The sequence below is a fragment of the Mesorhizobium sp. M0217 genome (assembly GCF_040321955.1).
Taxonomy (GTDB): Bacteria; Pseudomonadota; Alphaproteobacteria; order Rhizobiales; family Rhizobiaceae; genus Mesorhizobium.
In genome coordinates, this window is the sequence record NZ_JAMYSN010000001.1 from 54,043 (window position 1) to 69,127 (window position 15,085).

Annotated in this window: 13 protein-coding genes; 5 read left to right on the forward strand and 8 right to left on the reverse strand. The window is 63.6% G+C overall.

Features of this window, described 5'->3' with window-relative positions; genetic code table 11:
* Positions 1-200: 200 nt before the first annotated feature.
* The 6 genes from NKJ18_RS00235 to NKJ18_RS00260 all read right to left on the reverse strand — a co-directional run bounded on the left by NKJ18_RS00235 (position 201) and on the right by NKJ18_RS00260 (position 5,802).
* Positions 201-704 (reverse strand): NAD(P)H-dependent oxidoreductase, encoded by a 504-nt coding sequence (locus NKJ18_RS00235; protein ID WP_352757602.1) that lies wholly within the window; start codon positions 702-704, stop codon positions 201-203.
* Between the two features lie 111 nt (positions 705-815).
* A complete protein-coding gene (locus NKJ18_RS00240; RefSeq protein ID WP_023670876.1) occupies positions 816-1,871 on the reverse strand; it encodes an aldo/keto reductase in 1,056 nt (351 codons plus the stop codon).
* A gap of 20 nt (positions 1,872-1,891) precedes the next feature.
* Positions 1,892-2,839: an ABC transporter ATP-binding protein gene (locus NKJ18_RS00245; protein ID WP_352594890.1), complete on the reverse strand. Its 948-nt coding sequence runs from the start codon at positions 2,837-2,839 to the stop codon at positions 1,892-1,894.
* Positions 2,817-3,815 (reverse strand): ABC transporter ATP-binding protein, encoded by a 999-nt coding sequence (locus tag NKJ18_RS00250; RefSeq protein ID WP_352594888.1) that lies wholly within the window; start codon positions 3,813-3,815, stop codon positions 2,817-2,819. Before NKJ18_RS00250 ends, NKJ18_RS00245 begins: the two co-directional genes overlap by 23 nt.
* A gap of 2 nt (positions 3,816-3,817) precedes the next feature.
* Positions 3,818-4,816 carry an ABC transporter permease gene (locus NKJ18_RS00255; protein ID WP_352594885.1) on the reverse strand — a complete coding sequence of 333 codons (999 nt, stop codon included), beginning with the start codon at positions 4,814-4,816 and terminating at the stop codon, positions 3,818-3,820.
* Positions 4,816-5,802, reverse strand: a complete 987-nt coding sequence (locus NKJ18_RS00260) for an ABC transporter permease (protein WP_352757871.1) — start codon at positions 5,800-5,802, stop codon at positions 4,816-4,818. The genes NKJ18_RS00255 and NKJ18_RS00260 overlap by 1 nt, the downstream gene beginning before the upstream one ends.
* A gap of 313 nt (positions 5,803-6,115) precedes the next feature.
* Here NKJ18_RS00260 and NKJ18_RS00265 point away from each other — a divergent pair, with 313 nt between their 5' ends.
* From NKJ18_RS00265 to NKJ18_RS00285, 5 genes are all read left to right on the forward strand, one after another.
* Entirely contained in the window at positions 6,116-7,714 is a 1,599-nt protein-coding gene (locus tag NKJ18_RS00265) for an ABC transporter substrate-binding protein (RefSeq protein WP_352757605.1), read from the forward strand.
* A 63-nt stretch (positions 7,715-7,777) separates the two neighbouring features.
* Entirely contained in the window at positions 7,778-8,962 is a 1,185-nt protein-coding gene (locus NKJ18_RS00270; protein WP_023733270.1) for an LLM class flavin-dependent oxidoreductase, read from the forward strand.
* Between the two features lie 9 nt (positions 8,963-8,971).
* Positions 8,972-10,009: an ABC transporter substrate-binding protein gene (locus tag NKJ18_RS00275; RefSeq protein WP_352757607.1), complete on the forward strand. Its 1,038-nt coding sequence runs from the start codon at positions 8,972-8,974 to the stop codon at positions 10,007-10,009.
* A gap of 15 nt (positions 10,010-10,024) precedes the next feature.
* Positions 10,025-11,245 (forward strand): acyl-CoA dehydrogenase family protein, encoded by a 1,221-nt coding sequence (locus NKJ18_RS00280; RefSeq protein ID WP_352757609.1) that lies wholly within the window; start codon positions 10,025-10,027, stop codon positions 11,243-11,245.
* A gap of 8 nt (positions 11,246-11,253) precedes the next feature.
* The gene (locus NKJ18_RS00285) at positions 11,254-12,516 is read left to right on the forward strand and encodes an FAD-dependent oxidoreductase (RefSeq protein WP_023733272.1); all 1,263 of its coding nucleotides are present in this window, start codon (positions 11,254-11,256) and stop codon (positions 12,514-12,516) included.
* Between the two features lie 33 nt (positions 12,517-12,549).
* On the opposite strand, the gene NKJ18_RS00290 is transcribed toward NKJ18_RS00285, so the two are convergent.
* Both NKJ18_RS00290 and NKJ18_RS00295 read right to left on the reverse strand, forming a co-directional pair.
* Complete coding sequence (locus tag NKJ18_RS00290; RefSeq protein ID WP_023733273.1) at positions 12,550-13,641, reverse strand: rhodanese-like domain-containing protein; 1,092 nt, start codon at positions 13,639-13,641, stop codon at positions 12,550-12,552.
* The gene (locus NKJ18_RS00295) at positions 13,638-14,996 is read right to left on the reverse strand and encodes an LLM class flavin-dependent oxidoreductase (protein WP_023733274.1); all 1,359 of its coding nucleotides are present in this window, start codon (positions 14,994-14,996) and stop codon (positions 13,638-13,640) included. Before NKJ18_RS00295 ends, NKJ18_RS00290 begins: the two co-directional genes overlap by 4 nt.
* Positions 14,997-15,085: the final 89 nt, after the last annotated feature.

Here is a 15,085-nt window from a genome sequence, read left to right on the forward strand (position 1 = left end):
GTGCTCTGCCCTCTCTGGGAAGCCGGCGCCGCGCGCACTTACTGAAAAAACCCAAACAGAATAAGAGCGAGAAAGGCAAACAGCAGCGCTGCAGCCGCTAGCAACACACCTTTGTTGGAGCCCCGCCGAGGTTGAGGGTCAGGCACGAGTTTTTTCCGGTTTGGGAGTTCATTCATTGGACATTAATTTGCGGCTGCAAATTAGGTTCCGCTCATGCAACGTCGCGAACTGGTCCACGGCCTGTGCGGCCAGCCCAGGACCGTTGGATCCAAAAGCTTGCCGTCGGCAAAATCGCTGTCGCTGCGACAGACGGCGCTCGGCACCCTCAGCGCCGAATAGAAGCCGAACGGCGGGCGAAGCTGGTGTTCGACCACCAGCGCGTGGCGCTGGCCGCCTCCCGTCGCGCCGATCAGGACTGGGCGATCGACGAGTGCCAGCGGATCGATGAGGTCGAACAGGCCAGCATAGGAACCATTATAGACCGGCGTCGTCACGATCAGCGCGTCGGCTTGTTCGACCGCGGCCATCACATCCAGCGCCTCCGGCGTCAATTCCTTTCGGGTGAACGCAGCACCCAGACCGCGGCTGGCATCGACGAGATCGAGGAAATTCACTGTGACCGACAGTTTTTCGCGCAGTGCCTCACCCAGGTGATGCGCCAGCCTCCGTGATTTCGACGGCCTATGGGTGTTGCCTGACAACACGACGATGTTCTGGCGCAGCCGTTCGACATGGAAATTCGTGGTCTCTCTCTCTGTGCGAAATGATTGGAGACTCTGACGGGGCCGCCGGCCCCGCCAGTCCACAGCTGACCGTCAGGCGGCGCGCAGAGGCCGCGTCAGCGGGATCGGTGCGGCCGGCTCGGAACGCGGCACACGGCCTTCGACCGGATGGCTCGGATCGTTGAACCCATGCGTCGAGGCATGGCCGGCGGTGACGAGGCGGTCGACAAAGGCCTCGTCCTCGGCGGTCAGCCTGAAGTCCAGCGCCTTGGCGTAGCTGTCCCACTGTTCCTCAGTGCGCGGACCGGCGATCGCCGCCGTGATCAGCCGGTTGTTGAGCACCCAGGCCAGCGCGAAATCGGCGGCCGAGACACCGCGCGACTTTGCGTGCGCCGCGATCTGCCTGGCGATCTCGATCGATTCCGGGCGCCACTCGGTCTCGGCGATACGCTTGTCGCCACGCCCGGCCCTAGTGTCGGCGGCTGGCGCCTGGTTGGGCTCGTATTTGCCGGTCAGCACGCCGCGCGCCAGCGGGCTGTAGGAGACGACACCAAGACCAAAATAGGCTGCCGCCGGCAGTTGCTCGGCCTCGGCGGTGCGGTTGACGATGTTGTAGAGCGGCTGGCTGGCCACCGGCCGGTCGATGCCGAGTTCATCGGCGAGATGCGCGACTTCGGCGATGCGCCAGCCACGGAAGTTCGACACGCCGAAATAGCGCAGCTTGCCCTGGCGGATCAGGTCGGCGATGGCCCGCACCGGCTCCTCCAGCGGCGCATCGAAGACGGCGCGGTGGAAATAGAACAGGTCGATGTAGTCTGTTCCCAGGCGCCGCAGACTGTTCTCGACGGTCTGGATCACCCATTTGCGTGAATGGCCGCCGAGATTGGGACCCTTGTCATGCGAGTTGACGAATTTGGTCGCCACCACCCAATGATCGCGCGTCGCCTTGATGCCGCGGCCAACAACTTCCTCGGACTTGCCATTGTGGTAGACGTCGGCGGTGTCAATGAAATTGACGCCTTGCTCGCGCGCCTTGTCGATGATGCGGTGCGCGACCGTCTCCTCGGTCGGCCCGCCGAACATCATGGTGCCAAGGCTGAGCGGGGAAACCTTCAGGGCGCTGCGGCCGAGATAGCGGTAATCGGACATTGTTTTGCTCCGTTGAACTTTCAGTTGAGGGTTGGTTCGGCGTAGTGGCAAGCGACGTGATGCCCCGCCGCGATCGCCCGGAATGCAGGCTCCTGCGAACGGCAGAGATCCGTCGCCAGCGGGCAGCGCGTGTGGAAACGGCAACCGCTGGGGATGTTCTGCGGGCTCGGCAGATCGCCATGGATCGGCGCTGCCTGGCGCCGGCGCGCCGGGTCCGGCACGGCGTCCATCAGTGCGCGCGTGTAGGGATGTTTTGGCGAGGTCCACAGCGTCGCATTGTCGGCGCTTTCGACGATGCGTCCGAGATACATGACCAGCACCCGGTCAGCGAAATAGCGGACCACCGACAGATCATGCGAGATGAACAGGTAGGACAGGCCGAGCTGCCGTTTCATGTCGACCAGCAGGTTGAGGATCTGGGCCTGGATCGAAAGGTCGAGTGCCGACACCGGCTCGTCGCAGACGACCAGTTCCGGATTGAGGATCAGTGCCCGGGCGATGCCGATGCGCTGGCGCTGACCACCGGAAAATTCATGCGGGTAGCGGCCAAGCGAATCCTTGGGCAGACCGACGCGCTCGATGATATCCTCTACAATCTTGCGCCGCTCGGCCTTGTTGCCGATGCTATGGACTTTCAGCGGCGCGGTCAGGATGTCGCCAATCGTGTGGCGCGGGTTGAGCGACGCGAACGGATCCTGGAAAATCATCTGGATGTTGCGGCGCGCCGCCTTCAGCCGGCGGGCGTCGAGAACGGTGATGTCGGTGCCGTTGAACTCGATCTTGCCGCTGGTCGGATCGACCAGCCGCATGATCGTCTTGCCGAGGGTCGATTTTCCGCAGCCGCTTTCGCCTACGAGGCCAACCGTTTCGCCGCGTCCGACCTCGAGCGAGACGCCGTCGACGGCGCGCAACGCACCACCGTGAGCATGGAAATGCGTGGAGAGGTCAGAGACCGAGAGCAGCGCCATGCGCAACCTCCGGAATGAAGCTGTAGGGGCAGGCGACGAGGCGATCCTCGCTCACCTCGACGAGGTCGGGCACGAAATGAGCGCAGCTATCGCGCGCCACCGCGCAGCGCGGCCGGAACGGGCAGCCTTTCTCGCCAGCGGCCGAGACGATGCCGCCGGGTATCTCCGTCAGCCTGGCGTCGCGGTAGTGCAGATTGGTCTTCAGCCTTGGCGAAGCGGCCAGCAGGCCGCGCGTATAGGGATGGAGCGGGGTTCTGAACAGCGCGCCGGGCAGCGCCTGTTCAACCTTGCGTCCTGCATACATGACGACGACCTTGTCGGCCCACTGCGCGACGACGCCGAGATCGTGGGTGATGAGCACGACAGCCATCGACAGTTCGCGGCGCAGCGTATCGAGCAGGTCGAGCACCTGCGCCTGGATGGTCACATCCAGCGCCGTCGTAGGTTCGTCGGCAATCAGCAGGCGCGGACGGCAGGCAACGGCAATGGCAATCATGACTCGCTGGCGCATGCCACCGGAAAGCTGGTGGGGATAGTCGTCGATGCGCCGCTGCGGATCGGGAATACGCACCAGATTGAGAAGCTCGATGGCACGGTTCCGCGCTGCCTTGCCGCGTATGCCTTCGTGCAGCGTCAGTACCTCGGTGATCTGCCGGCCGATGGTCAGCACCGGGTTGAGCGACGTCATCGGCTCCTGGAAGATCATGGCGATCTCGCGCCCACGCAGGTTCCGCATCGCCTTCTGGTCGAGACCGAGCAGATCCCTGCCGGCGAACTCGATCCTTCCATTGGGGATCTTCGCCGAGCGCGGCAGAAGCTGCATCAGGGCAAGTGCTGTCAGCGATTTGCCGGAGCCCGATTCGCCGACGATCGCCAGCGTCTCGCCTTCGCCGACCTCGAAACTCAGCCGGCTGACCGGCTCGGTGCTCGGGAAGCGAACCGTCAGATTGTCGACCTTGAGCAAAGCAGCGGCCATCTCTAGCGCTCCTGCGAGAAGCGCGGGTTAAGCGCGTCGTTGAGGCCGTCGCCGATCAAGTTCAGCGCCAGCACGGTGAAGACGATCGCAAGCCCCGGCAGTGCTGTCAGATACCAGGCGGTGCGGATCAACTCCCTGCCCGCTCCTATCATCGAACCCCAACTGACGACATTGGGATCGCCGAGGCCCATGAAGGACAGCGCCGATTCCATCAGGATTGCGGTTGCCACCATCACCGACGAGGTCACGATCAAAGGCGGCAGCGCGTTTGGCAATATCTCCCGAAAGATGATGCGGGTATGGCCATAGCCGAGGCTGCGCGCGGCCATGACGAAATCCTTTTCGCGAATGGCGCGGAATTCGGCGCGGGTCAGCCGCGCCACCGTCGGCCAGGTGATGACGGCGATCGCCACCGTCACGACAAGCGCCGTCGGTTGCGCGATCGCCACCATGACGACCAGAAGCACGAAGCTCGGTATGGTCTGAAAGATCTCGATCAGGCGCACCAGCACGTCATCGATCCAGCCGCCGAAATAGCCGGCGGTGGCGCCGACAAGGATGCCGAAGCTCAGGCCAAGTGCTGTCGCCACCAGGCCGACGAACAGCGAAATCCGCGCACCGTGCAGAATGCCGGAAAGCACGTCGCGGCCCATGGAATCGGTGCCCAGCGGAAAGCCAGGATTCTGCCCCGGCCAAAGGAAGGGCCGCGCCACCATCGACAGCGGATCGGCCGGATAAACGACGGGCGCCAGCAATGCTGCGAGCACGACCAGCGACAGGAACACCACGCCGAACATGGCGTTGGGATTGCGCAGGAAAATCCTCAGCGCCCGGCCGCCGGCTGCAATCGGTACCGACGCCGCAGAGGCGGAGCGCGCGTCGGGCGCGTGAAGATTGCTCCAGCTCTTCGCCTCGGGTTCAGCCGGTGCCGCAGGCTCGCGAGCGTCGCCATAGAGACCGCGGGAGCGGATGTCGCCGGCGGCAAAGTCGGTGGAAGCCATCAGCGTACTCCGATGCGGGGGTCGAGCCAGGCGTGCAGAAGGTCGACGGTCGCGTTGGCGATGATGACCAGCAATGACGACAACAAAAGGATGCCGAGCAGCACGGTGAAATCACGGCCCATGACCGCCTCGAAGGCGAGACGCCCGAGGCCGGGCCAGGAATAGACGGTCTCGACAACAACGGCGCCGCCAAGCATGCCGCCGACATGCATGCCGGCCATGGTGGTGATGGGGATCAGCGCGTTGCGCAGGACATGGCGGATGGTGATGATGGTTGGCGACAAGCCCTTGGCGGCGGCGGTGCGCACATAGTCCTGCGATTGGACTTCCAGCATCGCCGCACGCGTCAGCCGCGCATAGATCGCCACGTAGAACAGTGCCAGCGACAGCGCCGGCAGGATCATGTAGCGCACCTTGTCCCACAGGCCGGCAAGGCCGGTCAGGTTGCTGCCGATGGTTCCCGAACCGCCGCTCGGCAGCCAGCCGAGCTTGACCGAGAACAGCACGATCAGCATCAAGCCGATCCAGAAGCCCGGGATCGAATAGAACAGCAGCGAAACGACCGAAAGCAGACGATCCGGCAGGCGTCCCGAAAACACCGCCATCAACGATCCGAGGACGAGACCAAGTGCGATGGCGATGGTCAGCGCCACCGCCATCAGCAACAGTGTGCCCGGCAGCCGCTGGCCGATCAGGTCGGCGACCGGCATGCCGTAGCGCGGCGAAAAGCCGAGACTGAAATGCGCCAGGTTGTAGAGATAGTTGAACAGCTGGACGAGCAGCGGATTGTCGAGCCCGAAGCGCTCGCGCAGCGCAGCCATGGTTTCCACCGTGGCCGAGCCGGCCTCGCCGGCCATGACGTCGGCGGCGTCGCCGGGCGCAAGCTGCAGCAGAAAGAAGTTCAGGATCACAATGCCCAGAACGGTCGGCACCGCCTGGATCGCGGTGCGTCGAAACGTTCTGCCAATGCGCGTCAGGGTCGACATCATTTTCGCTATCCCGGCCGTGGCTGACGATGCGGGTTTACTGTTTCCCGGAAGTTCCGAGCTTTTTAGTTGACAAGATTTATAGACATTGTCAAATCTGATCTAAGAAATTTTGTTCTGCAAATGGCGAAACTGCAGAATAGAATTTTATTTCATGCTACAAAAAAAGCCATTTGAAGTATGAAATCTTACGTGCGGGAGCGGATCGGCCAAATCTTTTTACAAACGGCCCCGCTCTTGGAACGACGGATTTTTCACCCGGCGGCCGACAACCGGTCGATCGGGGTCGGCAGCAAAAAAGGACCAGGGCGCGATGTCTCATTTCCTCATTCCGAACCGCCGCAGGTTCCTCGGCCTTTCGGCGACAGTGCTCGGATCCACCCTGTTGCCCGCATCGCGCAGTGCCTACGCAGCCGAGCCGAAGCAGGGCGGGACGGCGACATTTCTGCTGTCGGCCGAGCCACCGGTGCTGACGACCATCGCCCACACCGCATTCAATTCGGTCTACGTCTCGGCAAAGACCACCGAGGGCCTGCTGACCTATGATTTCGATCTCACGCCGCGGCCATCGCTGGCCAGGCAGTGGTCGGTCAGCGACGATGGCCTGCAATACACATTCAAGCTGCGCGAAGGCGTGAAGTGGCATGACGGCCAGCCATTCACCGCTGCCGACGTCGCCTATTCGATCGCCACGATCAAGGAGGTTCATCCGCGCGGCCGCAACACCTTCCTCAACCTTGTCGATATCCAGACGCCGGATCCGCTGACCGTGACGCTGGTTCTGTCGAAGCCGGCACCTTACCTGATCACGGCGCTGGCCGCGGCCGAAACGCCGATCGTGCCGAAGCATCTTTATGACGGCAGCAAGGCCGCCGAGAATCCGGTCAACACGGCTCCGATCGGCACCGGCCCATTCGTCTTCAAGGAATGGGTCCGCGGCAGCCACATCGTCTACGAACGCAACCCCGGCTATTGGGATGCACCGCGCCCCTATCTCGACCGGCTGAACGTGCGTTTCATTCCGGACGCCTCGGGACGCGCACTGGCGCTCGAGACCGGCGAGATCGACCTGGCGCCGGCAACGCCGATCCCGTACAGCGATTTGCAGCGCTTCGAAACGCTGCCGCATATCGGCTTCGAGAAGCAGGGTTACCAGTATTCCAACGGCATCAGCCGGGTCGAGTTCAACCTGGAGAAACCCTATTTCCAGGATGTTCGCGTCCGCCGCGCCTTCGCCCATGTCATCATCCGCGACACCATCAACTACGGCTATGGCGCGACCATTCCGGGCCCGATCAATCCCAATCTGAAGAAGTGGTTCGTCGCCGACCTGAAGACCTATCCGGTCGACATTGCTGCCGCTGAGAAACTGCTCGACCAGGCAGGCTTGCCGCGCGACGCCGACGGCATCCGGCTCAAGCTTGTCCACGATTATGTTCCGAGCGGTGAGACCTACAAGCGTGGCGCTGAATACATCAAGCAGGCGCTGTCGGCGGTCGGGATCGCGGTCACCGTGCGCAGCCAGGATTTCGCCACCTACACCAAGCGCATCTACACCGACCGCGATTTCGACTTCACCTTTAACGGCATGAGCAATCTGTTCGACCCGACGGTCGGCGTGCAGCGCCTCTACTGGTCGAAGAATTTCAAGCCGGGCGTGCCGTTCTCGAATGGCTCGAAATACAGCAACCCCAAGGTCGATGAACTTCTTGAAACGGCCGCTGTCGAGGTCGACCACGAAAAGCGCTTCGAGCAATGGGCCGCGATCCAGCAGATCCTGGTCGAGGACCTGCCCGACATCGGCATCGTCAGCCAGCCGGAAATCACCCTCTACAACAAGCGCATCGCCGACCACACGGTGGGCGCCGAGGGCAATGCCGGCTCCCTCGCAACAGCCCACATCGTCGCCTGATCCGCCGAACCCGTGCGCGGTCTTCGCGCACAGGTTCCCTGCCTCCATCCGAGAAAGTTCGCCATGACGCTCGCCCATAAGCCTGGTTCCATTGTCGGCACGCCCTTCTTCAGGGCGCCGACCGACTATCCCGACAGCCCGCTGTCGAAAGCGCTTCAGCAGCCGGTGCTGCTCGGGCTGTTCCTGCCGATCCAGGCCGGTGGTTGGACCAACTCGACCCTGGAGCGTTCGACCGACTGGCGCTTCGACTACAATCGCGACCTGACGCTCAGGGCGGAAGAGCTTGGCTTCGACCTTGTCTTTGCGCTCAGCCAATGGCTGCCCAAGGGTGGTTATGGCGGTGTCTTCAACGGCCAGGCGCTTGACAGTTTCGTGTCCATCGCAGCCATGGCCGCGATCACCAAGAGGATCATGCTGATCTCGACCATGCATGTTCTCTACGGCCCGTGGCATCCGCTGCATCTGGCGAAATTCGGCGCTACTCTCGACCACATCTCCGGCGGCCGCTGGGGCATCAATGTGGTCACCGGCCATCGCGCCGTCGAACACGAGATGTTCGGCTGGAACCGCATCGAGCATGACCGCCGCTACGAACTTGCCGCCGAGTTTGTCGAAGTGCTGCAGCGGCTGTGGCAGGACGACGAGAATTTCTCCTTCTCCGGAGAATCGAGCTGGAAGCTCAATGGCGGCTTTGTCACGCCGAAGCCGAATTACGGCCGGCCGATTCTGGTCAACGCTACCGGCTCCGACGCCGGCATTTCCTTTGCCGGCCGTTACTCCGACATCGTCTTCGTCACCAGCCCGGCCGGCTCAGACATAGCCAGCGCGCTGGAGGCGCTGCCGGCGCATACCAAGAAGGTAAAGGACGCGGCCCTCGGTGTCGGCCGCACCGTGCGCACGCTTCTCAACCCGCTGGTCATCAGCCGTCCGACCGAGAAGGAAGCCTGGGCGGTCGCCGACCAGATCGTCGCCCATGCCGACAGCCGCACGCCGAAAGGCTTCCAGACCTTCAACAGCGACGCCCAGGCCTGGAAAGGTCGAGAAGGCCGTGACGATCCCTACGCCAAGGTCGGCGGCAACATCTATCTCATCGGCACGCCCGAGCAGATCGTCAACCAGTTCGTCAAGCTCAAGGACGCCGGCATCGACGGACTGCAACTGTCCTTCTTCGACTTCAAGCCGGATCTCGAATTCTTCGGCGAGAACATCCTGCCGCTGATGAAGCAAGCCGGCCTGCGCAACGTCTGAGGAGCAATCATGACCACGACTGCGATCTCCGAAATCTGGTACACACGCTGCCCGGTGCCGACGCCTGTCGGACTTGCGGCACAACTCGGGCTTCTCGACGAAACCTTCCGCAAGGAAGGGATCGAATTGAAGTCGATCATCTACTCGCCCAACCGCGATATCCGCCAAAGCCATTTCAACCACACGCTCGACTGGTCGTTCCGCCACGGCGGCAACGTGCCGCCGATCCGTGCCCGTTCCGAAGGGCGCAAGACGCGTCTCGTCGGCATCACCTGGACCGACGAGTTCCAGGCCATCATCGCCTTGCCCGGCTCCGGCATCAAAACGACCAGAGACCTGAAAGGCCGCCGCTTCGGCATCGCCCGGCGTCCCGAAGGCATCGTCGACTTCATGCGGGCGACGGCGCTGAAGGGCCTGGTATCGGCGCTGTCGCTCGAGGGCCTCAGCCATGCCGACGTCGAGATCGTCGACATCGCGCTGACCGACAGTGTGCTCGACAGCCAGGAAGGGCCATCGTTGTTCGGCCTCAAGCGCAAGCAGGCCTATGGCGAGGAGGCAGCAGCCCTGATCCGTGGCGAGGTCGACGCCATCTATGTCAAGGGCACGGCCGGCATCAATGTCGCCAATCTGATCGGCGCCATCCAGGTCGCCGAATTCGGCTTCCACCCGGAGCCCAATATCCGCATCAATTCCGGTTCGCCGCGCGTGCTGACCGTCGACGATTTGCTGGCCGAAGAACGCCCCGATCTGGTCGCTCGGCTGATCGAGACGATCCTGCGCGCCAGCGCCTGGGCCGAGGCGCATCCGGAAGAGACGCGGCGCTTCGTCGCTCGCGAATCCGGCGCCACCGAAGAGCAGGTGCTGGCCGCAAACGGCCCGGATGTCCACAAGCATCTCGGCCTTGGACTGCAGCCCGAACTCGTCGCGGCGGTTTCCCACTACAAGAATTTCCTGCGCGACTGGGGTTTTCTCGCCAGCGATTTCGACGTCGAGGCCTGGGTCGATCGCCGGCCACTCGATCTGGTGAACATTCGCGCCGCCGCCTGAAAGGATGCCAACTTCATGACCTCGACAATTGCTGAGTTCCCACAACTCCTCGACACCGTAGCGAGCCTTGCCGACGACTTCGCGCTGACCGCCGCGCATCACGACGCGACCGGAGAATTCCCCTTCGCGAATTTCGACCGGCTTCACCAGGCCGGGCTGCTTGGACTGGTCACGGCGCGCGAGCATGGCGGCTTTGGCGGCGGGCTGACGGAAGCACAGGCGGTGATCGCCGAGATCGGCCGCGGTGAGCCGTCGACGGCGCTGGTGCTGGCGATGCATTACAACAGCCAGTACGCGCTGCGGAAATCCGGGAAATGGCCGCGCCATCTGGTGCAGCGGATTGTCGAGGCCGGCCGTCTCGGCCCTGCGTTGATCAATGCCGCGCAGGCCGAGCCGGGGATCGGCTCGCCCGCCCACGGCAAGCCGCCGGAAACCATTGCCCGGCGTGACGGCAATGTCTGGCGGATATCCGGCCACAAGAACTACGTCACCGGCATTCCGATCCTGAAATGGGTGAACTTGCTGGCGCTGACCGACGAGCCGCAACCGCGCCTCGCCTCGTTCCTGGTGCCGACCAATGCGCCGGGATTGCGTATCGAAAAGAAGTGGAACGCCGCCGGCATGCGGGCCACCGCCAGCGACGATATCATTCTGGATAATGTTGCTGTTCCTGCCGAAGACATTACCGAGGCACAGCCGGCGTCCGAACCGCTGAGGCGCGAAGAGGGTTCGACGGCGTTCTTCTTTTCGCTGATCGGCGCCGTGTACCACGGTGCGGCCCGCGCTGCCCGTGACCGGCTGGTCACCTTTGTCACCACGCATGCGCCGGCAAGCCTCGGGGCGCCGTTGTCGACCGTGCCGCACATCCAGGCAGGGCTGGGCGAGATCGAGGTCCGGCTTGCGACCAGCACGCGGTTGCTGCGTTCGCTTGCCGAAGATGTCGATGCCGGCCGACCGGTTGCCACTGACGGCATGACGGTCAGGCATGTCGTCATCGACAATGCCGTTGCCGTCACCTCGCTGGCGCTGGAGCTTGCCGGCAATCCCGGCCTAAACAGAGACTTCCAGCTCGAGCGTCACCACCGCGATACGCTGACCGCCCGCTCCCACGCACCGCAGAACCACATGATCCGCGCGATCGCCGCCAAGGCGGCGCTCGGTCGCCACGTCGCCGGCCAAGTGGCCGAGAAGCCGGCTGTTGCCGCCGTCAGACCCAGGTTCGCGGCGGTCGGGTGAGCAACGTCATGGCATCCGAACATGTCGACGTCGCCATCATCGGCGGAGGTCCCGGTGGCCTGACACTGGCGCAGGGCCTGAAGAAGAACGGCATCAGTGTCGCGGTCTTCGAGAAGGATCGCGCCCGCACCGATTATGTCCAGGGTTTCCGCCTGCGCATCCGTCAGCGCGGCATCGATTCGCTGATCGCCAATTTGCCGCCAGAACTCTACGAGGCTTTTGTCGCCACGCTCGGCCAGGCGCCTGATCGCAACATCCTGCTCGGCGAGAATTTCGAGACCTTGGGCGAGGATGCCTGGGGCGGCGGCAACGCGCCCGGCGAGCCCGACGATACGCATATCGAAAAATCAGTGAGCCGCATCACGTTGCGCCAGGTGCTGCTGTCCGGCCTCGACGGTGTCGTGCGCTACGGCAAGGTCTTTTCACGCTACGAGGAGCAGCCGGACGGTTCGGTAACGGTGCATTTCGAGGACGGCTCGACAATCCATGCCGATGTGCTGGTCGGTGCCGACGGCGCCCGCTCGCGCGTTCGCCAGCAGTTGGTGCCGCATGCGGGGAGCTTCGACACCGGTGTCAGGCGCCTGGCCGGCAAGATGACGCTGCATGCGGCAGCCCTTCACCAGATCTCGCCGCTGCTGCTCGACTACAATGCCAGCGTCAGGCCGACAGAAGGTCATGGGCTGATGGTCACCAGCCACCGCGTCAATGTCGAAGCCTATCATAGATATGGGCTGATCGGGCTGGACGACGACACCCACAAGGACATTGCCGGTTTCCATTTCAACAACACCACCAGCTATGTCTGGTGGAACACCGCCTATGAGAAGGACGAGCTTGCCACGGATGACGCGCTGGCAAAGCTCTCCGGCGCCGAACTGCTCAGCCTGCTGATCTCGAAGATCGGCCACTGGCATCCGGAGCTCCTCAACCTCATCCGCTATACCGATCCGTCGACGGTGGCGCTGCTGCATGTCCATAGCTCCGAACCAGTCGATCCGTGGCCGACGAAACAGGTGACGCTGCTGGGCGACGCCATCCACGCCATGACCTATTTCCGCGCGCTTGGCGGCAACACCGCGATCTACGATGCCGGGTTGCTGGTGCCCGAACTCGTGGCCGCCAAACGCGGCGACAAGCCGCTTCTCCAGGCACTGTCGCACTACGAGGCCAGAATGCTGGAGCACGGCGCCAAAGCCGTGCGTTCTTCGCTGACCGCGATGCAGAAGAACGTGCTCTCAGGCCGCCGCCGTCAACAGGAAGCCGCCGAATAGCGCCTCGAAGAATCGGCTGACAACGCTCCTGCTCTACGCCGCTTCCACCAGGCTGGCCGATCGGAAATCATGCAGGAGGATGGCGATCTCGAAGCCGCGCCGCTGCAGCCAGTGCGCCGTCGTCGCCGCGCGGACACCAAGCAGATCGTCGATCAGCACGATGCGGGCGCCGCGCACGGCGATGGTGCGATAGGCGACGCCGAGCAACTGCCCGCCCTCCGACGCGATCGACCCGGCAATGTGCGCTTCGGCGAATTCCTCCGGTGTGCGCACGTCAAGCAGGTAGGTCGTCCGCTTCTCGTCCTTCGCCCAGGCTGCCGCGGTCGCCGCATCGATGCGCGGAAAGCTGTCGCCTTCGGCGAGTTTTGCGATGTGCTCTCCGGCGAAGCGCTTCGCGTCCTCGCTGGCCGAACCATACCCAGCAGTCCTGCCGGTCTCGAGCGCAAGGCCGGCCTCACGCCACGCTTTGGTGCCGTCGTGCAGATAGGCAACCCTGTTGGGCACACCGGCGTCGATCAGCGTCTGCGCGCCGATGATTGCGCGCGGCAGGCCGGCACAGGAGACAACCACCTGCGTCTCCGGCGACGGCACCAGGTCGGCGAAGCGCAGCACCAGTTCGGCGCCCGGCACGCTGATGGCGCCAGGCACATGGTCCTTGTCGAACTCCGCTACCGTCCGGCTGTCGAGGATCACCACGTCGGCGACTTGGCCTTTGAGCGCTTCAAGTTCGTCGACGGTGATGACCGGCGTTCCTTTCTCGTCGCGGATCGCCAACGAAAAATCGACGCCCGGCGTGTCGAAGGTCGGCAAGCCGTCCAAGCCGCCTTTCGTCCATTCCGGAATTCCACCGGCCAGTGCGAAGAGCTGGCTGCGTCCGCGCCCGGTCAGTCGTTCGACAAGTCGCTCGGCAACGCCGCTGCCGTCATCGGCCAGCACGGTGCGCACCGCTTTGCGCGGGATGAAGCGGTCGATCTCCGCCTCGACCTGATCTGCGGGCAGATTGGTGGCGAACAGCGGCGATGCATATCCGACAGCCGCGCTGTCTCTGATATCCAGCACCGCCAGTTCCTCGCCGTCCGCCAGCCATTGGCGAAACGTTGTCGAGTCGATCGTCGTGTCGCTCATGATGCTTTCCTCTCTTGCTGTTCGGCGGCGCCACGGACCGGACGCGCAAGGCCGAGATTCTCGCGCAACGTCCTGCCTTCGTAAGCAGTGCGAAACAGGCCGCGCCGCTGCAGCTCCGGGATGACGAGGTCGACGAAATCGGTGAGGCCCGTCGGCAGGATCGGCGGCATGACGTTGAAGCCGTCGGCCGCCCCGCCGGCAAACCACTCCTCCATCATGTCGGCCACGTCTTTTGGCGTGCCGACGATCTGGAAATGGCCACGTGCACCGGCAACGGCGAGGTACAATTGCCGGATGGTCAGGTTCCGGCTTGCGGCCAATTCGGAAACGACTTTCAGGCGGCTCTTCACCGAATCTGAACTGCCGAGTTCCGGCAACGGCCCGTCGAGCGGATAGCCGGAAAGATCGACGCCACCGAGCAGTCCCGAGACCAGCGCCACGCTGACCACCGGATCGACGAGGCGCTGGATGGCGTCGAACTTGTCCTCGGCCTCCGTGCGTGTCGGCGCGACGACCGGGAAGACACCGGGCATGATCTTCAAGGAATCGGCAGAGCGGCCAAAGGAGCCCAGCCGGCCCTTCAGCTCGCTGTAAAAACCGCGCGCCGATTCGATGGTCGGATGGGCCGTGAAAACCACCTCCGCCGTGCGCGCCGCCAGGTGCTGGCCGGCATCGGACGAACCGGCCTGGACGATGACGGGATGGCCCTGCGGTGGGCGGGCGACGTTGAGCGGTCCTTTGACGCGGAAATGCCTGCCGACATGGTCAAGAGCATGGATGCCGTGCCGGTCGATGGCGATCCCCGAAGCCTTGTCGGCGACGAAGGCATCGTCGTCCCAGCTGTCCCACAGCTTCTGCGCCACGGCGACGAACTCTTCGGCGCGGTCGTAGCGATCGGCATGAACGGGGTGCTGGTCGCGGCTGAAATTGGCGGCCGCGGGCGCATCGGCCGAGGTGACGACATTCCAGCCTGTCCTGCCGCCGCTCAGATGGTCGATCGAAGCGAATAGCCGCGCCAGATGGAAAGGTTCCCAATAGGTGGTTGACGCTGTCGCGACGAGCCCAATCCTTTGCGTGATGGTCGACAGTGCCGACAACAGCGTCAGCGGCTCGAAATGCACGACATGGCCGGTGCGTTCGAAAGTCTCGATCGGCTGCTCGCCATTGCGCGCGCTGAGGCTGTCAGCGAGGAAGACCATGTCGAAGAGACCGCACTCGGCAGTGCGCGCGGCGTCCGCATAGTGTTGAAAACTCAGGCCCGGATTGGCCGGCACATCGGGATGGCGCCAGGCGGCGACATGATGGCCGGGTCCGCGAATGAAGGCTCCAAGCCTTATCTTTCGATCTTCAGTCATCAGTGGTTCTCGGGCTGGTCGCAAAGGGCTCTCCTATCTAGCGCCTGCCAAACGCGCTGAGCGAAAGAATGCCTTTCGCCAGCTGGCAA